Origin of the sequence: Pseudomonas sp. JUb42, from assembly GCF_024807945.1 — a bacterium.
Classification (GTDB): domain Bacteria; phylum Pseudomonadota; class Gammaproteobacteria; order Pseudomonadales; family Pseudomonadaceae; genus Aquipseudomonas.
In genome coordinates, this window is sequence record NZ_JANUFD010000027.1 from 29,569 (window position 1) to 52,204 (window position 22,636).

Consider the following 22,636-nt stretch of genomic DNA (forward strand, 5'->3'; position numbering starts at 1 on the left):
ACCTCCTATTGCTCAATCGCAGTGGCGGTGATGAGGGCGGGGTAATGCTCCAGCGCCAGGCGCTGGGCAAGGTCATCACCCGGTGTTGGTGCAATCCGTACTCCGGTGATCCAGCCCTGAATGACCGCCAGGCGCTGGCTGGACGCAACGTTGACCACAAGGCCCATCGCTTGCATTTGCCGGAGAGCGTCTGCGTGCTGAGTCAGCCAGAGCCGTGATTGTTCGTCGTCCCCGACCAGGAAGAATGGCGTCAGGCCAGGGGCATTGATGACGCGGCCCTGAACCGTGCCTGGCGATAGGCGCGTCGACCGCACCGGCAGGCCTTGTGCTTTCGAGACATCTACTTTGCCGATCGGAGAGGCTGTCACAGGCGTGGCGGGTTGAGGATTTAGCCCCCGATAGTAGGGAAGTGCCGAGTCACCGCCTCGGTCGTCGACCACGATGAGTGGTGATGCATACAGCGGTAGCGCCGGTATGCCCATCAATGCGATCAGGGTCAGCTTGGAAAGTTTGTTCATGGGTTGCCCGCCAGTTGAGTGATGCCGGTCACCCGACTGAGGTGCTCGGCGAATAATTTGCGGTAGCGTGCGGCCGCTGGACCTCCAGCAGGATGGTGGTAACGACCGGCAGCTGCGATCCAGTCCCCCGTGGCCGCGTAATGCTCAGCCAGGAGCTGGGAGGCCACCCTCAGGTTGGTGTAGGGATTCAAGGATTCGCAGGGTTCGGAGAAACGTTGCCCGTTCCAGCCGATGTTCACTTGGCCAAGCCCTGAGTCCACTTTCTTCGGACCCACAGTGGCGACGGCGATCAGCAATGCTCTGCAGGCGTCATCCCGCGTCGCAAAGCGGTAGCCCGCACCGGCAACGTTCAGCGTCCAGGGCCACGGCACCAAGATTCTCTTGCGGCCCCGTAAGTAGGTGCCGCTCTCCTGCAGCGCCACGGAGTACAGCACCTCGGAGGGGATGCCCGCCGAGTATGCGGCGAGCTGATAGGCAGGCGGCGGGAGCTCATTACCCTGGGCTGTTAGCAGAAACCACAGGGCCGCCGCGCCAGCCAGGCGGGACAGCCATGCTGCTGTCATTGACGCAGCCATTGCCCGTTCACTTCACGAACAACAGCAGGCAACTCACCGCCCAGGCCAAGGCTCAGCCAGCGGCCCGCATCGTGGTTCAGGGTTATTTGGCGTTTGCGCACGCTGGTGGGGTCAATGTTCGCCTGAATTGCCCAGGCGCGGATCCGTGCGTCGTCGCCCTGGCTGCCGACCATGTAGACATCGAACTCTTGCCCGCGGGCCTGCAATGCCTTGACCCGCTGCGCGCAGTCCACGCAGTCGGCTTTGACGAACACAGCCAGGCGCCCGCTTGCCCGGGGGGCAGTGCCCGCAGAGCCTGATCCGGAAGGCTGGATGGGCAGCAGGTTCGGGTAAAGGCGTTTCCACGCTTCATCGTAGGCCTGTTGGTAGGCCAGTTCTTTGGCCGTGCGCTGGGCTTCGGCTTGTACCTGGAGTTCGGCGTAATGCCGGCGCTCTTCATCATTCCTGGCTTCGATGCCCAAAGCGGTCAACGGGTCGAGGCCTGGCGAGTAAATCCCTCGGGATCCTTGCATCAGGCCCTGGTAACGCTGCCATTCCTGCTTATCCAGATTCCACTCTTGCGCACGTGCTTCGGCGGGGCCTTCGATAAAGTTGATGGTCGAGTTGGGCGAGTTGCGAACGGAGGCTGTTCCAGAATCAGCTAGCGCCTGGTTACACCAGAGGCCCGTCAACCCGGCCATGATTAAAATGCGTAGGTAAACACGGTGCATAGAGACCTCTAGGGCTTGAGAGAGACGATTCGGGATGTGCCGTTGATGCTGAACTGGGCGCGCCCGTCATCCAGGCCGTTCAGACGCCAGTTGCTGCCAGCAACCGTGTCGCCGGGTCGCACCAGGTAAAGCTGGCTGAGTTGCGTACTCCCAGGGGGCGCAACGGAGAGGAAGCGTTCGCCGCCGCGATACTCGACACCGACAACAGTAAATGGTGGCGGGGTTTCTACAGGTTTTGCGATGGCTTCGGTTTTGCGCGGAGGAGGGGCTTTGGATTTAGCGGGCTTGGTGGGAACGGGCGCTGGCGTCGTCTTTGGCCTTGTTTTCACAAAGTCCTGAAAAGTGGCCTGCAGTCCTTCAAACTTCGCCTCCAGGGCAACGATGTCCAGCATCGAGGCAGCCGAGGGCGAGGTGGGCTGCGTGGACTCTTGATTCTTCTTGATCTGCGTCTGAAAGGTATCCATACGATTGGACAGGGCCTGTTGCCCGGCACGAAAATCTTCCATCGTGACTGACGGTGCCTTTGCGCTTTGATCGAGCCGATCTTCCACGCTATTGATGCGCTGGATCAGCGAACCGATGCTGTCCTGGTCCACCGTACCCGCGAGCGCAGTGCTCAGGTGGTAAATCTGGTATTGCTGATACCCACACCAGCAAGTCAAACCGACCAGGCATAGGGCTTTCAGGACGATGGGATTACTTAGCGAAATTTGCAGTGGCAGCTTCATGGATGGCCTCACTCATGATGTGAGGCACTTTCGCAAAAGCGTTAGAACAATTCAGTAGGAAACCCTTATCAGGTCCAATGGGGTTTTATTATAGCTGCGCCGGTTGCGGGTATTGGCAGCGGATCGCCGAGGTCAGGCCTAGGGTATGTAAGGTCGATGGGGCAATGGCAGTGCTTTGCGTGAGGAAAACACCACCCAACGGGAAGTGTTTTCCCGTCGGGTGAAATGAAGACGTGTTACTGGGCTTTAGAGCAGTTGCCCTGATTCAATCGATATGAAGCGCGGGTACCTGATGCAGGATGTCGTTTCGCTGGGCGAACCAGCATTCTCCCAGCAGTCGTTGTCCCGATCCCAGCCACTTTCGCAGAACTCGAAAATGACACCGACGCTGAAACCGTGAGGCTGAGCATTCAGTATGGCCGCGCAGAGATGGCCATCATGAAGGAGGGCCACGCAATCACTGCTGATGACGAGGGCTGAGCCAGGATTGGCTTCCAGGAGGCGCCGATATGACGACAGTGTTTCGGTGTAAGAGTCGAGCTTGTGGGTAGCGTGCATGGTGTTTCTCCAGATAAGTGGGGAAACACCGCCTATGGGGAGTGATCCCCGCTGGGTTGAAAATGACTGTGATTAAGGTGCATTCATCGTTTGGCACTGCCTTACGACCGTTCGCGCTTCCGAATGCTTGGGCGAACTTGGGGATGGATTAGCGCCTCAAAGGCGCCGCAGTCATGAAGTCCGGACTGCCTGGGATGATGCTGTCAACGACAGCAAATCCACTTTGGCAGGTTCTGAAAGATCACTGTTTTTGTCAAGGTCGGTCCAAATAGTGAAATCGCAGACACTGGACCAGCTCGACGTTCAAATTGCGAGTATCACAACGACCTCATTTGGGCCTTAGCGTCGGGCGGCAGTCGACCCAATGCAGACATTCCCCTTGCACCAATTTGATTCTACGCAGACACGGCGTACAGTGTATGTGTCGGAAAAGGCAGACTTGGTTTGGTAAGCCCAAGTCCTTTCGCGCTGTGAAAGCTCTGTCTACTGCGTAGCACGCAAGACCCCACGACGAACACGCGCCGCATTGCGGCGTTCCTTGTTCGTCCGTGCGGTTTCATTCGATGACTGCTCCGGTCGAACGACCTTTTAGGAGCATTACATGTCATTTTCAAAACTTCACGATGTCATCATTGCTGGGGCCGGCCCCGTCGGTCTTTTTCTCGGCTGCGAACTAGCGCTCGCTGGGCTCGATGTGTTGATCGTTGAACGAGCCGAGAGTCCACAGGCGCCGCTGAAACTGCCGCCGCTGGGCATGCGAGGTCTTTCCGTAGCGACCGGTGAAGCGCTTTATCGCCGGGGACTTCTGGACGATCTGATCGCGACTGCTGACGCCGCTCGTGCGGCAATCGCTAGCCATGCGCCAAGCCGGGGCGCCGTCAAGCCCACCAAAGCGCAGGTGGGGCATTTCGCTGGGATTCCCATCGATCCCGCCCTGGTCGATCTGTCGCAATGGACTTACCGGCTGCCTAGTCCGGCGTTCGCTAATTTCGCGGCCGACATGGCTTCAGTTGAAGCAGTGCTTACGGAGCGAGCACTGGCTTTGGGGGTCGAGATCCGCAGAGGCTTGGCGGTAACGGGGGTCTGCGATGGGAGCGACCAAGTGACCATCGACCTAGGCAACTTAAAATTGCGCGCGCGCTGGCTTGTCGGCTGTGATGGTGGACAGAGCAGTGTCCGTAAACTGGCTGGCTTCGATTTCCCAGGGACGGAACCGGAATTCACCGCTTACTATGCGCTCGTCGACATCGCCGATTCGCACAAGCTTCTCCCTGGCCGCAATGCCACCGCGTCGGGCTTCTATGTGAATCTTCCCGGGCAGATTTCTATCGCCGACTTTGACGGTGGTGCATTCGACCGCTCGAGCGCCATCACCCGGGACCATCTACAGGCGGTACTACGTCGCGTGTCGGAGACCGATGTCACGCTGACGGCGGTTCGGCTTGCTACGAGTTTCACCGACCGGGCCAGACTCGTGACAAGCTATCGTCGCGGGCACGTGTTGCTGGCGGGCGACGCTGCGCACATTCACTCGGCGCTCGGAGGCCAGGGCCTTAATGCCGGCCTGGGCGACGCAATGAACCTCGGGTGGAAGCTGGCTGCGACGGTCTTAGGAACAGCGTCCGAGCAGTTACTCGACACATACGAAACCGAGCGTCGTCCCATCGGCCAATGGGTGCTTGACTGGACGCGGGCCCAGGCTAGCATCATGAAGCCAACACCTCAGGCCAGGGCCATTGAGGGTATCATGCGCGACTTGGTTGGCACCGGCGACGGCGCAACCTATTTTGCCGAGCAACTTTGGGGCATTACGTTGCACTATGATCTTGGCAGCGACCATCCGCTAGTCGGCTACAGTGCGCCCGACTTAACTTTCCAGAATGGCCGTCGGCTGGCAGAGCACCTGTGCGCAGGCACCGGCGTTCTGATCAACCTCGCCGGCGATGAACGATTGCGGGCTGCATCAGAACGTTGGCGCGACCACATAGACTACATCGAGTCTGTTGCGCAAAATTCCCTGGGATTGAGTGCAATGCTCGTACGCCCGGATGGCTTCGTTGCCTGGGCTGCGGATGGGGAACCTGATTTCGGCGGTTTCGATCAGGCCATCTCGCAGTGGTTTGGCGCGCCAGCCTTAGCCTGCTGAAGTCGAATGTCGGACTACTGAGTCGAATGCAAGAGGTCGATCGTCCCAGCCAGTCCTCGTCGCAATTGCGAACGGTGCGCTGCCTGAGGCACTGCGCGCTTTACGATTGGTGCGATGCTCCTTTCCAGAATCCGCCATCTGCGAAAGGCAGCTTCTGGCCGGCTTAAGCCCGTGATCAATGTTCCGTGATCTGGTCGGATGGAATTGACTGGTAGGCAGGGATAAATGCCCGGCGAGCCGGGCATCGTTTGTTAGCTCCTTTGATTCACTGAGCCCCCACCAGTTGCCTGGCCAGCGCCATCTCCACCGAATCTCCATCCTGGTTCAACGAGTCGAGACCTGAATCAGGCACGTCGCCAGAAGTGCTTTGGGCGACCGCGATCTTCTTTGCCATCAGTTGCAAGCAGGTAATCTGCGAGCTGCCGATGTAGCCGAAGAACAGCACCCGTACCGCGTGCTTTTGCCCAATCCGCCACGACCGTCGTGCCGCCTGCTGCAGGGTGTATACGTTGTAGCCCGTCTGCAGGAAGACGATGGTTGGGAAGTCCAGCAAATCCAGCCCCGTCTTCACCAGCTCGGGATTGGTAATCAGTACGTCAATGCCTCGGTCGACCTGGTCGAGAATCCAGTCCTCGCGCCGCGTGGTATCCACTGTTGCTCGCAGCACGACCACTTTCAGTCCTGCCTGTTCCAGCGCACGTTTGAGCCTGGCCGTGGTGTCGCGAGTCCCTGTGTAAACGGTGTAGGCCAGAACCTTACGGCCCAATGCCTTTTCCTGCCGGCACAGATCGATCAACGCCTGTTCCTTGGGCATGAGTTGATCATCGCTGAAGACCGTTGGCACGAAGGCGAGCAGCTCCTTGGTGCGTGGATGTTTCACGGTCTCTGGTCGAAAACTGCAATCTGGCCATGCCAGCAGGACATTGAGCACCACTCCCATCAAAGTTGTGTCACGACGAGCGAGGGCTTGTCGTAACTGAGCTGTAAGGTTGCTGGCCAGCTTGGTGTACGCCGCCCCTTGTTCGTCAGTCATGAGCAGATCCACGAACTCCTCTTGGTAGGTCGGAAGAACATTGGCACCAATGTCCTTGAGCTTCAGGAACACTGTGAATGGAAGAACGAATCGATGAATGCCCTTCGGACCGAAGCCTGGGGCTTTCACCGTGCGTACCGATAGTTTCTTGCCCTTGGCCGTCTTGTGGGACTGGCCGTCGCGCTCTGTGTAAATGTCCTTCAGCACGCCATGATCGCGCATGAACGCCATTGCACTGGGAGCCATGCTCCCGCGATGGTTGGGCCGATAGCCGTCCTCGATCATGCGCTGTGGCAGGATCCTGAACAGCAGGTAGAACAGATCATCGGCATACCCGCCCATCAGGGTCCCTGTCAGTACCAGGCACTTGCGTGCTTTTGCTGACAAAACCCCCATGGCTTGTCCCTGGGCAGAGCCGTTGTTTTTGTATTCATGACCTTCATCGACGACCAACAAATCGAAGTAGCCCTGAGGCAGGTAGCGCTTGATGAACTCGGTTGGCTGGTAGCCGCCCTCACCGAAACCGAACTCCAGATTGGCCATCGCTCGCTCCATCCGTTTGGCTTGTCGATCGCTGAAGACAAAATTGCCCTGGGCGTCCATCAGATTGATGAACTCATGAACATTGTCGATCAGCATCGAGACCAGGAAGTCCTCGCCAAAGTCGGTCATCAGTCGCTCTGCACGCACCGGTCCGATGGTGGGGATTCGGCACATCGACTTGAGAATGACATTGCGGCGTTCGTCTGCATCGGTTCGTCCTGGGCGCATCAGTGTCCACAGAGGGCTTGCGCAGAGCTCGCAGCGCCGGCGGCGCTCCTCGCGGTAGAACTCCTCTGTGGTGATCCGATTGCCCTCGATGTCAGTCAGGATCTTGCCGCAGCCTGGGCATGCAGCAAAAACCTGCCTCCCAAGTGCTCTCCTGGGCCAGCAAGCCAGCCTCCAGTGAAACCCCATGCGCATGCGCACACGTCCCAGAATAAAGAACTCCTGGCGACCCTCCTGAGTGATGCCGAGACTGTCCCTGAGTTTGAGCAGTTTAGTCAGCGTGTCAGGGCCGTTAAGCACCCAGACCCTAGCGTCTGGAACCGTTTCAAGGATCTCCCGCCGCCACTTGTACACCAGGTGAGGAGGGCAAATGACCAGCGTGCGGCGGTATCCTTCGGCGAACATCACCGCTGCCGTGGCGATGGCCATCATCGTTTTACCCGTGCCCATTTCGGCATTGATGACGCCGGCCTGCTCGTTACGATCAAGCAACAGGGCTGTGATTGCCTGGACGACGTCGGCCTGGGCGGGGAAAGGGCTGCGCTTGAGTGAGTCCATCACCGCAGCACGAATCGGGTTGGCGATGCCGGTGTAGACCGGTGGGTTCGAGCGGTTAAGAGAGCCCAACAGTTCGTCGCCGAATTCGTCGATGAAATCGGTCAGGCTGATGTTCAGTTGTGCGAGGTCGTTCATGATGTTTCTCCATAAGCCGGGAAACAGGGCATGCACGACACCCGACGGGTACGTGACATACCCTGGGTAGTGATGAATCGAGGCCGCCCGGAACGGGCGATAGCAGGTCAGTATTCGGATGGCAGCAAGAGTGTGGTCACGCTGCGATCGGCTTCAGTGATGATCCAGAGCCGGGGCTCGTCGTCGAGGTTCGTGTCATAGGCGGAAAACAAGCGATCACCATATTGCAGTGCCTGTTCGTTGCTTTGCCGGTCCTCGTCGGGCAGTTCCCCCCAGTCACCCTGGGCGTGCCGACGGATAAAGGGCATCGGATTGAGTAGGCCTTCCTCCACCAGCTGGTGAACGGAAGATGTGGAAACGAGTTGGCCAAGAGCGAATCGTGGCGATATGACGGGTGGAGCTGGTTCTGGCGCGTCAGGGACACTGGGCGCAGCCGTCTGTGCAGGCGCTGAGCTGATTGTCAAAACGCTTCCCCGGGTTGCCGAACCTGGCGTCATGTCCCATGCGCGGATGACGGGTATGAAGCGGTCAGTCAGGATCCGCACCTCAACGACATTGCCCTGTTCATCTTCAGTGAACTCGGTTTTGTGCGCTTTCTCTTTGTAAGTGTTGCCTTTGAGCGCCAGAACACGTCCTGATTTCGAGGTCACGACGCCGGATATAGCACCGGCTGCGAGAGCAAGCGCCAGGTGCCATTGAGACAGAGCTTTGACCGGTGGTCGCTGCGCGACGCCGTTACGGCCGAAGTGCAGCGAAAACTCAGACCACAAGCCGCTCAATCTGCCGATTTCCATCGCAAATTGTTCCGGCTCCAGCGTTACCCGGTAGAAGTGCTGAATCTCATTGCCTGCAGGGAGAACCGCATATGGTTCACCCAGCCACACTTCTGGAATGTCTGCCGCTTCAACAGCACCACTGCCAATTGCGCGTAATTGATTACGCGTGTGCGTGACTTCGCTCGAACGGCCCAGATCCTGCCGGCGTATTCGAATGCCGAAAATCACCACTTGTTTGAACTGGTGATCAACAGCCGAGAAGACCTGCAGTTGAGTGAAATGGTTGCAGAGCCAGCCACAGAACTCATCATCCAGTACGTAACTTGGCACTAGAAGCACGAGCACGCCGCCGTATTGCAGCAGTGGAATACAGCGCTGATAGAAAAGCTTCTCCAGCCTCCGTCGACCGGTTCCCTGGTATTGAGAGGCTCCGCTATGGTCTGCCGCCAGGTCGCCATAGGGTGGATTCAACCAGAGCAGGCCAAAGGACTGACGCGAGATCATCGTGTCCATGAGGTCGCTGTGCAGAACCTGGTCCAGCAGTGCCCGTGAATGCTGCGCACGATCCCGGTCATATTCGACTGCGTATGACTGGACGTGCTCACGTCCCAGCGCGTGAGCGACTTCGGCCAGGGCAGTACCTTCGCCCGAGCACGGGTCGAGAATACGCATGGTCCCAAACGCGGAAGGCGTCAGGGCTTGCAATGTCCTCTCAAGGGTCTGTTCATCGGTAGGGTAGTAGCCATTTTTGGCAAAGTTGTGCGCCAGGCGCGAAAACATAAGAGCCATTATGTGAATCTCCAGACAGATGACGGGCAGCAATGCTGCCCGCGGTGGGAGGGTGGGGTTAGGTGAGGGATGTAATCGTCAGGCTGTCGTCGCGGATCAAGTTGCCCAGAGCGGGTTCCAATGCGTCGATATCGATAGCGAGTCGCCATGCGCAGACATTGCCCAATACCCCGGAGAGGGGTTTAAGCATCTGCAGCGAAATGAGTAGGTCCATCACCGGCCTCTGCCAATGCGTCAGCAGGGGTAGGGGGCAGGTGGCGATGACCAGCGGCCAGAGCCTGTGGTGAACATCACCGTCCTGTCCCATCAGGGCAAAGGCGAAGTAGTTCGCTACGTCAGGTTGGGTGCAACGCTTGTCGAATAGCCAGACATGCAACAGGCTGCCAAAGAGAGTGCCGGGGTATTGCCGGGTAGTCCGCTTTTCAAGCAGGTCGGTGTTGGGAAAAATCGTGAGGCGATGGCCTGCAATGGAAATGTGGAACTGGTCGATTCCGCCTTCAGATTTGCCCAGCGTCAGCCGTGCAAGGAATTCCTGCAGGACGGTGTCGCGCCCCCAAGCTGATAGAAAGACCAGGTTGTGCTGTTCGTCAAAAACGCATGCGTCCAGGTACAGGTCTGGAAACTCATCCAGGGTGAATAATTCGGCCATGGCCATCTCCGTGAGTAATCAATAGAGGCGACCAGTGCCGAGGCGCTAGTCGCCCCGATGTGGGTGAGAGTTATGCTGCAGGTTTAGATCCAGGCTGATTCCAGACCTGATTTCGGAAGTCCAGCTGGTATCCCAGCTCGCCAAGACGCAAGCACTGCAAGCGCAGTTTTTGACGGTCAACGGTGAAGTCCAATTTCACCTGATCGCCCAACGGCCAGACCGCACCGAAGAGCTCTGTATCTGCATCAGCGGTGGATTGTTTCGGCGCTGCGGGCTTTGCCGGTGTCATCCCGAAGGGGGCATCCGACTCTAAACCGCTGGCTGGTTTTGAGGTCTTGGGCCTCGAGGGCGCGCGAGTGGTAGCTGCAGGTTCGTCGGCAGGATCCGGCATCTGGTGATCAATGGAGGCGTTGTCTTCAAAGGACAACTTCTCCACATCCTCCAGCGTCATGCTGTCCAGCCTTGCCCGAATCTCAACGACTAAACGGCCACCGGTTGTGTAGTAGGAGGGGCGTATCTCGATGATCGCGAAATCACCTCGGTACTTGCCTTCAGTGTATTGCTCCAGGAGTGCGTCCTTGATGACGAACTCGCCGATTGACGTGGATAGTCGGCCGACATTGAAGTCTCCGTTGCGGCCGGTGATGGTACGAATGGCCAGGTGGCCGGGCAGGGTGATCATGCGTGCTCCTGAGGCTGTAAGGCGCACGTTGCCTCGTAAGGTCGAGGCCTTACAGGCAGTGATCAAAGGGCTGAAGAGTGCGGAGATACGGGACCTACGATTGAGAGTTTTGGAGCCGTGTGCAGCAGTGGCAGGTTTTCCAGTACCGGCGCGCTGGGATCGAATACCAAAAAGCGAATATCAGCCTGGCTCGCCAGAAACAGGACGTTCACCAAAGACTCTGGGAGTCCGAGGTTGAGCTGTTGCTGTCGAAGTTCAGCTGCCGTGATGTTTTCAGTCGGCAGAAGATTTTCATCAGTCCACGGCGTGTTGTAGAGCTTGCATCCGACGCTGTCGCTGTCGGTCAACAGGAAGCACTCGAACTCCAGTCCGATCTGAGTACTTGACTCAGCAAAGCGTTGAAGGCGCTCAAATGCCCTAGGTGTGAGGTGAGAAGTGCTGATCTCCCAAGAGCGGCTGTAGTGGCCAGTCTGGAACGACAGAACACGTATTAACGCCTGTGCACCTTCCGCTGTTGGAGTGTCACCAACATGAATGAGCTTGCCGTCATCAACGGCTCGAACTTCATACAGCACATCTCTGACCTGGCCATTGCTTTGGCACTGTTCACTCAGTTCCTCAGGAACCGACTGTCCCTCAAGAATCAGCGTGAAGCTGTCGCAGAAAACGCAGGGAAACAGTTGGATTTCGTGATCTTGCAGATGTTCTTGCGAGGTATGCAACGTTTGATAGCTGGGTGGGCAGTCGTCAGCGTAGGTGACCAGCAAAACTCGCCGGTAGCTCAATTGGGTGTAGCCGCGGGTGAATGGGTTTGTGGTGGCTTTCATAATCTCTCCGGTTTCAGAGAGGGGACAAGCCCTCGGGGGCGTTGCCCCCGAGTGGGAAATGGATGGTTCAGGTTATTTGAAGGTGTAGTTGCGTACTTCCCGAATCAGAGCGATTGCGATTCGGGTAGCAACGACGATGGATGCGAAAGTTGCAACCATGCCGGCTTGGTAAATCATGCGGTTCGAAGTGCCGCTGCCAATCTCGTAGAGAGCTACTGACAACACGAAGAAACCAACGTAAAGGGTAAATAATTTCATGAGAAATGCGCCTGTTTAGTGGGCTGGTTTGAGTAGTTGGAGACTGGGATTGAACAGTGGCTTGGCGCGAGGCGGAATCCACTGCACTTTGGTTGCAGATACCAGGCCTGAGAAAACCAGTGCCCCGGATGCGTCGCGTACCGAAACCCTTTGGCAGTGGAAACCCAATGCCATCTGGTTGTAGTGAAAAATGCCGGTAGCGATTGCCATTTCAGCCGCAGCCACTGCATCTGAAAGCAAGCTGAAGGGCTGGTTGGATATCGATCCTTCGGCGCTTTCGCAATGAATGCCAAAGTCAGGAGCGGCGTGTTCGTACCGCGCTTGGCCGTGGATAGTCACGGTGTAAGCAGGAGCATTCATGGTGGTTGCCTCAAAGAGTCAGGGGCACCATGTCCCGCCGGGGAATGATTCCCCTTGTGGGTTATGCGATAGAAAAAAGGCGCCTTGGAGGGCGCCTTGGGTTGATTGCTTAAGCAGCTTGACGCCGAGCGGCGCGCTTTGCTTTTGCAGATACATCAACTGGTTCAGGCTTCGGATCTGCAACAGCTGCAGATTCGTTGACTGGTTCAGCGTCAGCAGGTGGTACTGGCTGGCCGTCACCGACGATGGAAGCAGGAGCTTCTTCACGTGGTTTGGCTTCATAGACAGTGACACCCTCTACTTTGATCCAGCTGAGGAACAGCAAACGACCTTTCAGACTCACGCCTGATTGGCCTGCTTTGTCACCTTTGGTGTAAGTGAAAATGTCGGGCCAAACGTCACCGATGCGGAAGGACACGAGGACCTTCTTATCGTTGTCGACAGCTTCTTTGCAGCGGCGAATCAGCATTTCAGCCTCAGCGCCGACGACATTGCAGTCGATGTATTGGTATTCGACATCGTCAGATTTGCCTTTCAACGCTGCAATGGTGACAGCCATGAAAGGAATGCTTTTTTTACCTTTGGGCGTCACTTCACGGATGCGGTTGAGATAACCGATACCAGTGGTGTGCAGGTCAAAGTATTTAGCTTCAGTAGAATTGCTCATAGTGATTCTCCAATTTCGAAAAAACAGAAAGCGGAGAAAGACTTCGCCCGTGGGGGAAAGTATTCCCCGCGTGGGTGGTAGAGCGAAAGGGATGTGCAAAAGCACGGATCTTGAACTGTGCATTCATCAATCGGAAAAACCGACTGACTGTTCGCGCCTCCGAATGCTGTGGCGAACTTCGGGAAGGGATCTATACGTGGGTACGCATCGTAGTCATGAGATCCAGACTACCTCGGGCATGTGGCTGACAACGTCAGCGGAACATGGCTTAAGAATGTGAAAGGCCGGCAGGCTTTGTCAATACATTTATGAAAGAAAAAGCCCCTCAAAAGGGGCTTTGGCGTTCGTCAGACTAAATAGGCTTGACCGTCAACTCGACGCCCAGTGCTAGCAACAGCTTCTGAACGGTGTCAAAGCGGGTCTTGTCGCCTTTTTTAAGGGTTTTATACAATGATTCTCGGTTTACACCTGCGTCCTGCGCAAGCTGATTCACGCCTCGAGCTTTGGCCACTTCACCCAATGCTTGCATCAGGATCTGAGGGTTATTCTCTTTCATGATTTCGCTGAGAAAAGCGCTGATGGTTTCTGGAGAATCCAAGAATCGAGAGGCCTCAAAACGGCCGGTGTTTTTACTGGTAGCGTTTTTCAGCGGGATAATCGGCATATCCAGCGGATTGAATGTCTCACTCATGATGCACCTCTCAATGCTTCCAAGATTTCCTTGGCACGCCTGATGCCTCGTTTTTGGTCTGTCTTGTCGCTGCCATACAGCATCAAGAACGTGGTTTCGGCCGACCTGACAAAGTAAAGACGATAACCAGGCCCGACGAAGACGCGCATCTCACTCATGCCTTCGCCAACCGATTCACAGTCACCAAAAAGACCGTTCTCTGCCCTCAAGAGGCGAGCGGTGATGGCTGCCTTGCCTTTACGATCATTGACGCCGGCAAGCCAATCATCAAACGCTGTCGTTGTGTCGATGATGATTTTCATGTTCCCCACAATGTAGCCTAGTGACTACTCCTTGTCGATCTGCGGTTCGTCGCTCGAATGGCTCGGTGCAGAAGAATAGAGCCCCCAAAGGGGCTCTTGGTGAACGAGGGGATTCGTAGCAGGGGAGGCATCAAGGATCAACCCTCGAAACCATCCGCTTAGCATGTCCATCTATCAATTTCACGCCAGCAAAACTCGTCCTCTTGATCTACATCCGCAAGGGATGTTTCGGACCATCCTCCGCCGTGAATGGCTGCATTCCAGCCCTCGTGCCAAGCCATGTTGAGGGCCGGCACGTTTTGGAAAAGTTTCGGAACGCCTTGCTGATTCGTGAGTTGGGCATGTTTACCAACCAGGTGAGCCTGTATTTCGTACTCAAATGCAGTGATCTCGTCACCGGCGATTTGGGCTTTTTCGAAAGCGACTCGGATATCGAGAATCTGGCCGATATTCGCGAATGCGGAAATCAAGCACGTGTTTGCGCGTGCTTCGATGTGTGTAGGGGGGCTGAGCGGCATGGTGAGTCTCCAGTTCGAATCGTGATGACCGGAGACACTCGCCCCGGGGGAAAGTATTCCCCGTGGGTGATTGAGATAGATGAGGTTTGATGACGCGGTTGGGACGCGACCAGCTGTTATTCAGTGTTGGCGGAGCAAGCCATGCTTGCTGCACCAGTCCTTAACTTCGCGCCATTTCGCCCAGACGACCATCCCGGAGCAGACCATCAGCAGCGAGCCCATGATAATCAAACCAAAGGTATCCTGACTCATGTTAAGCCTCCTTAGTGAGGTAGATGCCTGCCAACCAAATTACAGTACCCACAATGAAGTCACAACCGGTCAGGAATCGATGATCGCTGAGGAAAACCCCAACCAAAGCTGTGGCCACCGCAGTGGTTCCAACCTTTCGTAGATCTTCAGCAATTGCTGATTGTTGGTAAGGTTTCATAAGCGTCCTTGATTAGGAACGCCGGAAAACCAGCCCGTCGGGAGGTTTCCCGACAGGTGGATGAGGTGCGGCGCCGAAGGCGTTAGGCGATCAGTTCATTTAGCGAACCGAGCGAAGATGAATCGACCTGTTTAAGGGCCGAAGCTTTGCGCGGTTTACGTTTTTTCGCCGTAGATTGAGGTGCTGGCTGGCACTCACGAACGTTTTGATTGAACCAGTCGGTAAGATTGACTTTATCGAGTCGAACGATCGCAGGGAGCAGGCACATTTCCTCAAGTTCTGCAGCGCTTGAAATAGAGGACTGCATAGGGAAGGGGCTAACGATATTTGCCTTGACTGGCAGGGCAGGTCGTTCAGCAGTGCGAGTTGCACGAAAGATTTCACGTACCGCAGTACCGACGGAATAGCCGAAGCGGAAGCTAGATGCGCTCATGGTGTTTCTCCTGAAATGAAAGTGCGGAGAAACACAGCCCTGGACGGGGAGTGATCCCCGCTGGGTGAGTTGAAGCGATGAGTGTGCATTCATCGATCAGGGTTAGCCGATCAACCGTTCGCGCCTCCGAATGCTGTGGCGAACTATGGGTTGGATCTGTGCGAAAAACGCACCGCAATCATGAGATCCAGATTGCCCGGGCATGTGGCTGACAACGTCAGCGGAACATGGCCTAAGAATGTGAAACAGAGATTTTTTTGTCAAGCAGAAGGGCTGGTGCAGGCGGGGCATGTTGCGGGGGAGGGTAGGAGAAGCCTGCCGAGGGCGATCAACCTCAATCGCACCCGGCCGACGTGATACAGCGAAACTGAGAAGGATGCCACCTGTGAGCGGGAGCTCGCGTTGCGTGGGTCCCTGGGCATTGACCATACGCTGCGGTTCACCGGCTGCACCTGGCCCATTGTCGTGGCTGGGGCCAGTAATCAAAAGGCACGCATTCGCGCACAAAAGGCGCCCGTTTTTTCACCGGCGGGCTCCGGCAATGAAAAACAAACCCCGAAGGGTAGCCTGGTCATTCAGAGGACTAAATGACCAGGCTACCGCTCGAAGGTTTTTTCAGAAGAAAGCGGACCGCAGCACCTGTGCGGTCCTATGACAAGTATGCACCGAACCTTCTGTGAACTCTGTGTGCCTTTGAACCCGTTTTCACGAGTTAGACGGCTGCGTGTCTGCGAAGGACAGGGAGACACAGGGAGAATTCACGCAAAAATCCACACGCCCTTCCCGATGCTAAGCGTGTTCTGGGTTTGGCGTCTGTAAGCAAGGCCTACGACTCCAGGGTGTCACTGATGACCGTCAGTAACCAGCGGGGTGTAACTGATGTTGGCGGCATTGTGGCATATCGAGTAAATCCCTGCCAGATGGGCTCTTTGAACAGTTTTATGTTCGGGCCGTTCGAGGCCTGGAAGTCTTGGAAGCGCTTTTCTTCGGCGCCTCGATGTTCACAGAGCCCTTGCAAGCCGGGTAGGTACTGCAGGCCCAGAAGCTTCCGCTCTTACCGTGACGATTTATCGTCTTCGAGGAGCAGATCGGGCACAGAGGGCCTTCGGGCACTTTGATGGCCAGCGTCGTGCCTCGGTATTGCTCGATAAGCCTAGTGATCCAGGTTGATTGTTTTTCGATGAATCCATCGACGGTCAGCGTGCCGGCCTCGATCATGCTCAACGCCTGTTCCCAGATCGCGGTTGTACCCGGATCGGCCAGTGCCGACGGTACGGCGTCGATCAATGATGCGCCGCTTTCGGAGGCGCGCAAGGACTTGCCTTTCTTTTCCAGATGACCTCGGTCGATCAATCCTTGAATGATACTCGCCCGGGTTGCTTCAGTACCGATGCCGGTAGTCTCTTTGAGCTTTTGAGCCAGCCGCGGATCTGTCACGTATTTGGCAACTTGCTTCATGGCCTTCACTAGGTCGCCTTCGGTGTAAGGTTTGGGGGGCTGAGTTTTCAACGCCTTGAGCTCCGAACTCTGCACCTGGCATCGAGAAGCATTTTGCAGGGGTGGAAGTACCTGGGAGCGGGACTTACCTTCTTTGTCCTCTTCATCATCCGAGCTTGTGATGAGGGATCGCCAGCCAATCACAGCGATGCTTTTGCCGACGGCTTGCAGGGTCAGCCCCTCACAGTCGAACTCGGCAGATGTTCTGTCGTACTCGTGATTAGGAAGGAACTGCGCCAGATAATGCATTCTGATGAGCTCGTAAACGGCTCGCTCTTTGTCCGACATTGCAGAGAGATTCGGCGTTTCGGTCGTTGGTATGATGCCGTGGTGAGCAACAACTTGTTTATCATTCCAGGCCCTGGAGCGCAGCGCAGGATTCAGCGACTGCAGGACTGGTCCAAGTGCCGGGTCACTTCGGCGCAGCGCGGCGAGCACTGCGGGAACGTCGGAAAACATGTTTTCAGGCAAATAGCCAGTGTCGGTCCGTGGATAAGTCGTGGCTTTGTGCGTCTCATAGAGCGCCTGGGCGATGTTCAACGTTTCCTGAACCCCGAATCCGAATTTGCTCGAGCACACCTCTTGAAGCGAGCTGAGTGCAAATGACAGGGGTGGGGCTTCACGTTTGCGTTCAGTTTCCACCGTAATTGCGATTGCGGTTTTGCCTGCTATGAGTCGCTGTTGAACGGATGCGGCGTGGCGCTGGTCGACACAGCGACCCTCATCGTCCACGACGGTTTGATCTGGTATCCAGTCAGCGCTGAAGACCTGTCCGTTTGCATGCAACTGAACAGATACGTTCCAGAAGGGGGCTGGCACGAATGACGCTATTGCCCGGTCACGCTGCACCACGAGCCACAGCGTCGGAGTCTGAACACGGCCCACTGAAAGTACGCCGCCGAAACCAACTTGGCGGGCCAGCAGTGTGAACAGACGAGTAAAGTTCATGCCGATCAGCCAGTCTGCGCGGGATCGAGCCAGTGCCGAATGGTAGAGAGGACGAGTTTCAGCATCCGTCTTCATATTGGCCAGTGCCTGGCGGATTGAAGCGTCATTTAGAGCGGACAGCCAGAGGCGCTCGATTGGACCGCGGTATCCGCAGAACTCGACCAGCTCACGCGCGATCATCTCTCCTTCGCGGTCGGCATCGGTGGAGATGACCAGTTGCTTGGCCTCTTTGAGTAACTTCTTGATGACCTTGAACTGGCTTGCGGTTTTGGGCTTCACAACAACTTGCCAAGCTGCCGGCAGGATCGGCAAGGTATTCATGTTCCAGGATTTGTATTGTTCGCCGTAGGCCTCAGGCGACGCGGTTTCGAGCAGATGACCAATGCACCAGGTCACTGTTACGCCTGGTCCGGTGTAGCACCCATCACCACGTTGGGTGGCTCCCACTACGGCAGCAATGTCTTTGCCCTGACTGGGCTTTTCGCACAAAAAGAGGCGCATTCGATTCTCCGAGGATTCAACAGTGGGCTGTTGGGAGAACCGTCGCATGGTGATCTGGAACGTGCCTCAGTAAACCATTACTGAGATACCGTAGGGTTATGCTTGGAGGAGGGCTGACGTGTTAAGCCAAAAATGAAAAGGGCTTCTCTCGAACACATTCGAAGAGAAACCCTGACATTGACGCGGCTGGAGGATGGAGCATAAGTCTTCAGGCTGCGAGTCCGAATGCGTCATAGGCTGCTGAGTGACTTGCAGCACCTGTGAGTTCGACAGCCGTTGAAACAGTCGCGTCCTGGGCTGACGCGGTTACCGGGGCATCGGTCCAGCTGGCCATCACTGCGTCAAGCGCATGCGGCGAAGCGGCTGTGCCGTACTTCTGAATGATCGCGTTGATTGCCGCGTTGGCAGAGGCCGCATCACTAACGTTCTGGATCACGGCATGCAGATCGATACCTGGTGCACCTGGTCCAGATACATGCGCCTGGGCCGCGTACTTCGATACTGCGATGCGCGCTTGTAAGAAATCGCTGTCGCCTGCGTTGTTGATCGCGTCACCGACGAACTTGGCAACGAATGTGCCACGATCGACAGCGCCAGTAGCCAGCTTGTCGTTCCAGTAGCTCACCCCTGCGGCATCGCCTGCGCGGCCCAGAATGTTCTGGTACGCAAAGTTGACGTACGCGCTGTCCCCGAGAGTTGTACCGGCTTCGCCATTGCCCTTGCCATCGATGTACATCTGCTTACTGACGACGCTGTACGCCGTGGTTTGATCGGTGCCGTAGCTCAGCTCAACGTTCAGTTTGTTCGCCCAGTAGATCAGGCCACCATTTTCGGGCGCACGGCTGAAGGTCGCGTCATACAGGGCGACAATCATGTCTTGCTGAGACGAGGTGACTCCTGGGACGTGCAGGCCCGAATCGGGATAGCTTGTAGGAAGGCCCGCGACGGTCGCAGCCTTTGTCACGTCAGCCAATGTTGGAGCAGTGTTGGTGGTCCCCAGCTTGGTAATACCGAAGGTGAAGTTTTCTTTGCTGATCGCGCCGGTATCCAGTGCGGTTGTCATGGCCGCTTTGGTATCGGCAGAGGCCTGTGGATAAAGGAAGTTGATCACCATTGAGGAGGGGAGGCTTTCTACAAAGGTTTTCGCGTCAGTTGGACCGATAACGACGGTGTAGCCCGGAAATGCTGCAGGGTTGTCAATAGCTGCGAAGTACAGGATATCTGCGGTTAATTTTTTAAGTGTGTTTTCTGGAGAGAGACCTGCTTGAGAGTAGTAGGCATCCATAGCAGAAAAGAGCTGAGAATGATTGTTAAGGTTCATCCCGTAGCTGGCAGGAAAGTACTTTTCGTAAGCAGTTGCAGCGACAGTCTTAGCTTGGTCAAGTGTTAAATTGCTCATTTTCGAAATCCTTTTAGAGTGTGAGAAGCAATGGGCGAACTTTAACTAATTTACTCTACGGTTACAATGCATTGATTGCCAGAATACAACACGTACTCAGCCTGGGAAGTCGGGCCGAACCTCTCGGTAGCGGCTAATTGGCACAGATGGTTTGCGGCATATATCCCTGCAGCTGTTTTTTCACCAGTTTGATTAGCACCTGTATCGATAGCGGCGAATGTTTTAGTTAAGTACGCATCGAGATATGTTTCAGCGTCAGGGACGCCGGGCCGTGGTGCCCACATTGTATAGGCCCAATCATTCACAAATTTAACCCAGTTAACAAAGCCACTGGTCTCAGGGCATCTCTGGCCTTCCCAAGAGCGATACTGGCTAATGATCTGGTTTCTAATCGCAATAGGCGTATCAACCGGGGCCGTGTAGTAGTCTGGTGAGCTACCGTCACAAATCATTGCCGTGATGATGCGATACGTTGTCCCCACTGGTGCAGAGCCGCCGCCAGTCCCGCCACCTCCACCGCTATCAGGCGGTGGATCAGCAACGCAGCTGTTAGACGTGCTGTAGCAACCTCCCCAGTTAGTAGCGCCGTTGTAGCTGATTTTCTCCTGACCGGACGGCGGTATGGTCCAGCCGTACACACCATAACTGCCGTCACGACTGGAGGTACAGGAACCTGAGGTCCCTGAGCCGCAGGAGCAACTGCAGCTTTCGCTCACGTTCACAGTCCTGAGCAGCACTTCGGTGGTGCAGCGCCCTTGTCCCGTGTCCCAATACTGTCCTGGCGGGCATCCACCGGCACTGCTGGATGAGCCAACAATAATATTGATGTTTTTCAAGTCGGAGTCCAAGTGGATGTCCGCCTTGTTCGCATCAAGCGCGAATGCTGATTGGCATGCCGTAACGAACAGCATCACTGCCATAAAACGTAATAAATTTGAGAAAGAGCTAAGCCATAGCATGAGTTTTGTTACTCCATCATGAGTGATAGACGCATGATTGGCTTTCTTGGCTTAAAGATAAGTCAGATAAAGTGACTTGTCAATAGGGCTTCGACACCTTCCGCTTTGAGTAGGGGTCCCCAGGAATCGAGCCTAAACACAGAGTCTTCTCTTGCGATTTGGGTCAAGTACTGGGCGTTGAGCGCTTTCACATAGTCATCTATCAGCGCTCTGTGAAGTCCAGTGAGCTGCGAAATAGACGTAACAGATGGGCGCTCCAGGTAGTCGATTGCGGCCAAGGTCACCAATAATCTTCCGGCGTGCCCCTTGGGAAGCTGTGGCACACCGTGTTCGTTTTTTTCGTAGTCCTCGTACTTCATTGCTGCGCTCACACTCACTAATGACCCGCCATGATGGCGTTTCACGAGCGATACCTGCAACCAACGATCACCAGGGCGCGCGCATTGGGATCAGCAGGCGTGATGTTCACGATCCCTGAGTCAACCGATACTCCCTGGGCGGTTCGGATTGAGCTATCCGGCATCGATGTCACCGTGCCGTTGAAACTACCGGTAACGTTGACTGCCCCTGACTGGTTCACGTAGCCGGTACCGGCCACGCTGCCTGCCAGATTGCCTCGAACATTGATATCAGTGCCGGTCATCGTGGCGTCGAGCTTGACCAGCGATGCGTAGCTGAACGGCTCCATGTTTGTTCCAGGGCAAACTGGCGGCGTTACAGCTGCACCATTGGCCAAGACCTGGGTGCCCATCACGGTATGGTTGGTGTATTCAAACCAGCTCCCGCCAGTGCAGATCACGGGCGAGCTGCGATTGCTGGTGGCGTACTGCCCTTCGACCGTGCAAGCGCTTCCAGGCTGATAGGTAGTGTTGAGTAGCAGCCCCGTGTTGGACGAAATCTGTCCCTCAACCGACAGGGTGTTGTTGAGATTGACCGGTCGAATGTCACCCATGCGCACATAGCCGTAATGATCGACATCGTTCAGCGATGCAATGACGACTGCATGTCCAGGACTGTTGGCTGGGAGATCCAGATCCGAGGTCGGGCGGTTGAACAGGTTACCTCGGAGCTTGTCGGCTGACATCGTGTTGCTGCCACCATAGCCGCCGGCTGCCATGACAACGTCGCCTGCCAGGGTTCCGTCGACCACCAGGCCCGCGGGTGCAGCAGGGCACGTTTGGGTATCGACCACACCGACTGGCCTGGCCGTGCTGATCGGCCAACAGGTGTAAACGAACGCTTTCGTTTCACAGCCAAAACCAGGGCAATCGGCGGTGTTTCTGAAAAACTTGATATGCACTGACCGTCCAAGCGGCGGTGTGCCTGGGAAGTCGGCGCCCAGTAAGCCTGCGTCTTTCAAGTCCTTGACCGAGATCGTGACGGAGTCACCTGTGAATGCAACCCATGCCGGCGCCGTGGGGTAAGTACCCGGGGGCGCCTTGCTGATGTCAGTCAAGCTAAACGCCGCTTCGTACCGTTCCAGGGACACAATGACTGCGCTGCGCACGGCGATCATGTATTTGCCGGTCGACACAGCCGCAGCACTCTCAATGTCGCGAGCGAGTCGGCCAGCCAATGCTGTAGCCAGCAATGTCGATATCAACACAGCGACGAGCACTGATAGCAGCCCAAATCCCTGTTGGGAGCGTCTTCCCCGTGAGAAGGCCATGGGCACCGACCTCATCATCGAATGGTTAAAACAACTTCGTTGGTGTCGCCGTCAGTGCAGGCATCACCGGCCTTGGCAGAGGTGTAGTCGGTCGTTGAGTTGTTGCTTGCATCAACGTCCTTAACGGTCTTGCCATTGATCTTGATCGTCTGCGCGGCTTTCTGCATGGTTGATGGGAATCCAGGGCATGCGTAAGAGCTCACATCAGCAAAGGTCCAGGAGGCGGTATCGCCGGTTTCGCTGACGGTGACGGTCCCATTGTTGCCGCCTCCAAGACCGTGAAGGACCACACCGGTAGAAGTGTTTGCCTTAAGGGCACCGTCCTTGATGTCCCGGGAGAAGCTCTTTTGGGTCAACCCCTCATAAGGCGTTACACCTTCGGTTTGAGCATGAATTTTCACGCCGCCCATATAGCGCTGCATTTCTTCGGCAACAGGGCTGATGGATGACTGCACGATGTAGCGGTTGTAGGCGGGGATCCCGATCACCGCGATGAGGGTACTGATCAGGATCGCAAAAACGATATTGGTTAATGACATGAACGAACTCCAG

At 56.1% G+C, this 22,636-nt stretch carries 25 protein-coding genes; 1 reads left to right on the forward strand and 24 read right to left on the reverse strand.

Features of this window, described 5'->3' with window-relative positions; genetic code table 11:
- Positions 1 to 5: 5 nt before the first annotated feature.
- The 5 genes from M2401_RS33660 to M2401_RS33680 form a co-directional block, all read right to left on the reverse strand.
- Positions 6 to 518, reverse strand: a complete 513-nt coding sequence (locus M2401_RS33660) for an integrating conjugative element protein (RefSeq protein WP_409034026.1) — start codon at positions 516 to 518, stop codon at positions 6 to 8.
- A complete protein-coding gene (locus M2401_RS33665; protein WP_259111268.1) occupies positions 515 to 1,093 on the reverse strand; it encodes a lytic transglycosylase domain-containing protein in 579 nt (192 codons plus the stop codon). The genes M2401_RS33660 and M2401_RS33665 overlap by 4 nt, the downstream gene beginning before the upstream one ends.
- A complete protein-coding gene (locus M2401_RS33670; protein ID WP_259111270.1) occupies positions 1,078 to 1,803 on the reverse strand; it encodes a TIGR03759 family integrating conjugative element protein in 726 nt (241 codons plus the stop codon). Before M2401_RS33670 ends, M2401_RS33665 begins: the two co-directional genes overlap by 16 nt.
- A gap of 8 nt (positions 1,804 to 1,811) precedes the next feature.
- Complete coding sequence (locus tag M2401_RS33675; protein WP_259111272.1) at positions 1,812 to 2,531, reverse strand: hypothetical protein; 720 nt, start codon at positions 2,529 to 2,531, stop codon at positions 1,812 to 1,814.
- 246 nt (positions 2,532 to 2,777) lie between these two features.
- On the reverse strand, positions 2,778 to 3,089 hold the full coding sequence (locus M2401_RS33680; RefSeq protein ID WP_259111274.1) for a hypothetical protein: 312 nt from the start codon (positions 3,087 to 3,089) through the stop codon (positions 2,778 to 2,780).
- A gap of 601 nt (positions 3,090 to 3,690) precedes the next feature.
- On the opposite strand from M2401_RS33680, the gene M2401_RS33685 reads away from it, so the two are divergent.
- Complete coding sequence (locus M2401_RS33685) at positions 3,691 to 5,235, forward strand: FAD-dependent monooxygenase (RefSeq protein WP_259111276.1); 1,545 nt, start codon at positions 3,691 to 3,693, stop codon at positions 5,233 to 5,235.
- A 265-nt stretch (positions 5,236 to 5,500) separates the two neighbouring features.
- Here the strand turns inward: M2401_RS33685 and M2401_RS33690 are convergent, their stop codons facing one another.
- The 19 genes from M2401_RS33690 to M2401_RS33780 form a co-directional block, all read right to left on the reverse strand.
- Positions 5,501 to 7,729: a DEAD/DEAH box helicase gene (locus M2401_RS33690; RefSeq protein WP_259111278.1), complete on the reverse strand. Its 2,229-nt coding sequence runs from the start codon at positions 7,727 to 7,729 to the stop codon at positions 5,501 to 5,503.
- A 107-nt stretch (positions 7,730 to 7,836) separates the two neighbouring features.
- Positions 7,837 to 9,294, reverse strand: a complete 1,458-nt coding sequence (locus M2401_RS33695) for a class I SAM-dependent methyltransferase (RefSeq protein WP_259111280.1) — start codon at positions 9,292 to 9,294, stop codon at positions 7,837 to 7,839.
- Positions 9,295 to 9,352: 58 nt separating this feature from the next.
- Positions 9,353 to 9,949, reverse strand: a complete 597-nt coding sequence (locus M2401_RS33700) for a hypothetical protein (RefSeq protein ID WP_409034027.1) — start codon at positions 9,947 to 9,949, stop codon at positions 9,353 to 9,355.
- 64 nt (positions 9,950 to 10,013) lie between these two features.
- Positions 10,014 to 10,625, reverse strand: a complete 612-nt coding sequence (locus M2401_RS33705; RefSeq protein WP_259111283.1) for a DUF3275 family protein — start codon at positions 10,623 to 10,625, stop codon at positions 10,014 to 10,016.
- 62 nt (positions 10,626 to 10,687) lie between these two features.
- Positions 10,688 to 11,452: an ABC transporter substrate-binding protein gene (locus tag M2401_RS33710; protein WP_259111285.1), complete on the reverse strand. Its 765-nt coding sequence runs from the start codon at positions 11,450 to 11,452 to the stop codon at positions 10,688 to 10,690.
- Between the two features lie 72 nt (positions 11,453 to 11,524).
- Positions 11,525 to 11,710, reverse strand: a complete 186-nt coding sequence (locus M2401_RS33715) for a hypothetical protein (RefSeq protein ID WP_259111286.1) — start codon at positions 11,708 to 11,710, stop codon at positions 11,525 to 11,527.
- A 15-nt stretch (positions 11,711 to 11,725) separates the two neighbouring features.
- Positions 11,726 to 12,070, reverse strand: a complete 345-nt coding sequence (locus tag M2401_RS33720; protein WP_259111287.1) for a hypothetical protein — start codon at positions 12,068 to 12,070, stop codon at positions 11,726 to 11,728.
- A 109-nt stretch (positions 12,071 to 12,179) separates the two neighbouring features.
- Complete coding sequence (locus M2401_RS33725) at positions 12,180 to 12,737, reverse strand: STY4534 family ICE replication protein (protein ID WP_259111288.1); 558 nt, start codon at positions 12,735 to 12,737, stop codon at positions 12,180 to 12,182.
- 352 nt (positions 12,738 to 13,089) lie between these two features.
- The gene (locus M2401_RS33730; RefSeq protein ID WP_259111290.1) at positions 13,090 to 13,428 is read right to left on the reverse strand and encodes an addiction module antidote protein; all 339 of its coding nucleotides are present in this window, start codon (positions 13,426 to 13,428) and stop codon (positions 13,090 to 13,092) included.
- The gene (locus M2401_RS33735; RefSeq protein ID WP_259111292.1) at positions 13,425 to 13,730 is read right to left on the reverse strand and encodes a type II toxin-antitoxin system RelE/ParE family toxin; all 306 of its coding nucleotides are present in this window, start codon (positions 13,728 to 13,730) and stop codon (positions 13,425 to 13,427) included. Before M2401_RS33735 ends, M2401_RS33730 begins: the two co-directional genes overlap by 4 nt.
- A gap of 158 nt (positions 13,731 to 13,888) precedes the next feature.
- Entirely contained in the window at positions 13,889 to 14,248 is a 360-nt protein-coding gene (locus M2401_RS33740) for a hypothetical protein (protein ID WP_259111294.1), read from the reverse strand.
- 120 nt (positions 14,249 to 14,368) lie between these two features.
- Entirely contained in the window at positions 14,369 to 14,500 is a 132-nt protein-coding gene (locus M2401_RS33745) for a hypothetical protein (RefSeq protein WP_259111296.1), read from the reverse strand.
- Positions 14,501 to 14,760: 260 nt separating this feature from the next.
- Complete coding sequence (locus M2401_RS33750; protein ID WP_259111297.1) at positions 14,761 to 15,111, reverse strand: hypothetical protein; 351 nt, start codon at positions 15,109 to 15,111, stop codon at positions 14,761 to 14,763.
- A gap of 939 nt (positions 15,112 to 16,050) precedes the next feature.
- A complete protein-coding gene (locus M2401_RS33755; protein WP_259111298.1) occupies positions 16,051 to 18,057 on the reverse strand; it encodes a DNA topoisomerase III in 2,007 nt (668 codons plus the stop codon).
- Between the two features lie 208 nt (positions 18,058 to 18,265).
- On the reverse strand, positions 18,266 to 19,456 hold the full coding sequence (locus M2401_RS33760; protein ID WP_259111299.1) for a DUF4214 domain-containing protein: 1,191 nt from the start codon (positions 19,454 to 19,456) through the stop codon (positions 18,266 to 18,268).
- Between the two features lie 50 nt (positions 19,457 to 19,506).
- The gene (locus tag M2401_RS33765; protein WP_259111300.1) at positions 19,507 to 20,415 is read right to left on the reverse strand and encodes a hypothetical protein; all 909 of its coding nucleotides are present in this window, start codon (positions 20,413 to 20,415) and stop codon (positions 19,507 to 19,509) included.
- Positions 20,416 to 20,477: 62 nt separating this feature from the next.
- Entirely contained in the window at positions 20,478 to 20,819 is a 342-nt protein-coding gene (locus M2401_RS33770; protein ID WP_259111301.1) for a hypothetical protein, read from the reverse strand.
- Positions 20,816 to 21,931, reverse strand: coding sequence for a hypothetical protein (locus M2401_RS33775; protein ID WP_259111302.1), 1,116 nt, complete (start codon positions 21,929 to 21,931; stop codon positions 20,816 to 20,818). Before M2401_RS33775 ends, M2401_RS33770 begins: the two co-directional genes overlap by 4 nt.
- 167 nt (positions 21,932 to 22,098) lie before the next feature.
- Positions 22,099 to 22,623 (reverse strand): type 4 pilus major pilin, encoded by a 525-nt coding sequence (locus M2401_RS33780; RefSeq protein WP_259111304.1) that lies wholly within the window; start codon positions 22,621 to 22,623, stop codon positions 22,099 to 22,101.
- Positions 22,624 to 22,636: the final 13 nt, after the last annotated feature.

What these genes read in the sequence shown, in the direction of transcription:
- M2401_RS33705 (WP_259111283.1), bottom strand. Translation starts at nt 10,625, where the DNA reads ATGATCACCCTGCCCGGCCACCTGGCCATTCGTACCATCACCGGCCGC.
- M2401_RS33695 (WP_259111280.1), bottom strand. Translation starts at nt 9,294, where the DNA reads ATGGCTCTTATGTTTTCGCGCCTGGCGCACAACTTTGCCAAAAATGGC.
- M2401_RS33765 (WP_259111300.1), bottom strand. Translation starts at nt 20,415, where the DNA reads ATGCTATGGCTTAGCTCTTTCTCAAATTTATTACGTTTTATGGCAGTG.
- M2401_RS33735 (WP_259111292.1), bottom strand. Translation starts at nt 13,730, where the DNA reads ATGAAAATCATCATCGACACAACGACAGCGTTTGATGATTGGCTTGCC.
- M2401_RS33745 (WP_259111296.1), bottom strand. Translation starts at nt 14,500, where the DNA reads ATGAGTCAGGATACCTTTGGTTTGATTATCATGGGCTCGCTGCTGATG.
- M2401_RS33715 (WP_259111286.1), bottom strand. Translation starts at nt 11,710, where the DNA reads ATGAAATTATTTACCCTTTACGTTGGTTTCTTCGTGTTGTCAGTAGCT.
- M2401_RS33700 (WP_409034027.1), bottom strand. Translation starts at nt 9,949, where the DNA reads ATGGCCATGGCCGAATTATTCACCCTGGATGAGTTTCCAGACCTGTAC.
- M2401_RS33675 (WP_259111272.1), bottom strand. Translation starts at nt 2,531, where the DNA reads ATGAAGCTGCCACTGCAAATTTCGCTAAGTAATCCCATCGTCCTGAAA.
- M2401_RS33720 (WP_259111287.1), bottom strand. Translation starts at nt 12,070, where the DNA reads ATGAATGCTCCTGCTTACACCGTGACTATCCACGGCCAAGCGCGGTAC.
- M2401_RS33755 (WP_259111298.1), bottom strand. Translation starts at nt 18,057, where the DNA reads ATGCGCCTCTTTTTGTGCGAAAAGCCCAGTCAGGGCAAAGACATTGCT.
- M2401_RS33670 (WP_259111270.1), bottom strand. Translation starts at nt 1,803, where the DNA reads ATGCACCGTGTTTACCTACGCATTTTAATCATGGCCGGGTTGACGGGC.
- M2401_RS33740 (WP_259111294.1), bottom strand. Translation starts at nt 14,248, where the DNA reads ATGCCGCTCAGCCCCCCTACACACATCGAAGCACGCGCAAACACGTGC.
- M2401_RS33680 (WP_259111274.1), bottom strand. Translation starts at nt 3,089, where the DNA reads ATGCACGCTACCCACAAGCTCGACTCTTACACCGAAACACTGTCGTCA.
- M2401_RS33780 (WP_259111304.1), bottom strand. Translation starts at nt 22,623, where the DNA reads ATGTCATTAACCAATATCGTTTTTGCGATCCTGATCAGTACCCTCATC.
- M2401_RS33730 (WP_259111290.1), bottom strand. Translation starts at nt 13,428, where the DNA reads ATGAGTGAGACATTCAATCCGCTGGATATGCCGATTATCCCGCTGAAA.
- M2401_RS33690 (WP_259111278.1), bottom strand. Translation starts at nt 7,729, where the DNA reads ATGAACGACCTCGCACAACTGAACATCAGCCTGACCGATTTCATCGAC.
- M2401_RS33665 (WP_259111268.1), bottom strand. Translation starts at nt 1,093, where the DNA reads ATGGCTGCGTCAATGACAGCAGCATGGCTGTCCCGCCTGGCTGGCGCG.
- M2401_RS33685 (WP_259111276.1), top strand. Translation starts at nt 3,691, where the DNA reads ATGTCATTTTCAAAACTTCACGATGTCATCATTGCTGGGGCCGGCCCC.
- M2401_RS33660 (WP_409034026.1), bottom strand. Translation starts at nt 518, where the DNA reads ATGAACAAACTTTCCAAGCTGACCCTGATCGCATTGATGGGCATACCG.
- M2401_RS33710 (WP_259111285.1), bottom strand. Translation starts at nt 11,452, where the DNA reads ATGAAAGCCACCACAAACCCATTCACCCGCGGCTACACCCAATTGAGC.
- M2401_RS33750 (WP_259111297.1), bottom strand. Translation starts at nt 15,111, where the DNA reads ATGAGCGCATCTAGCTTCCGCTTCGGCTATTCCGTCGGTACTGCGGTA.
- M2401_RS33760 (WP_259111299.1), bottom strand. Translation starts at nt 19,456, where the DNA reads ATGAGCAATTTAACACTTGACCAAGCTAAGACTGTCGCTGCAACTGCT.
- M2401_RS33725 (WP_259111288.1), bottom strand. Translation starts at nt 12,737, where the DNA reads ATGAGCAATTCTACTGAAGCTAAATACTTTGACCTGCACACCACTGGT.
- M2401_RS33775 (WP_259111302.1), bottom strand. Translation starts at nt 21,931, where the DNA reads ATGATCGCCGTGCGCAGCGCAGTCATTGTGTCCCTGGAACGGTACGAA.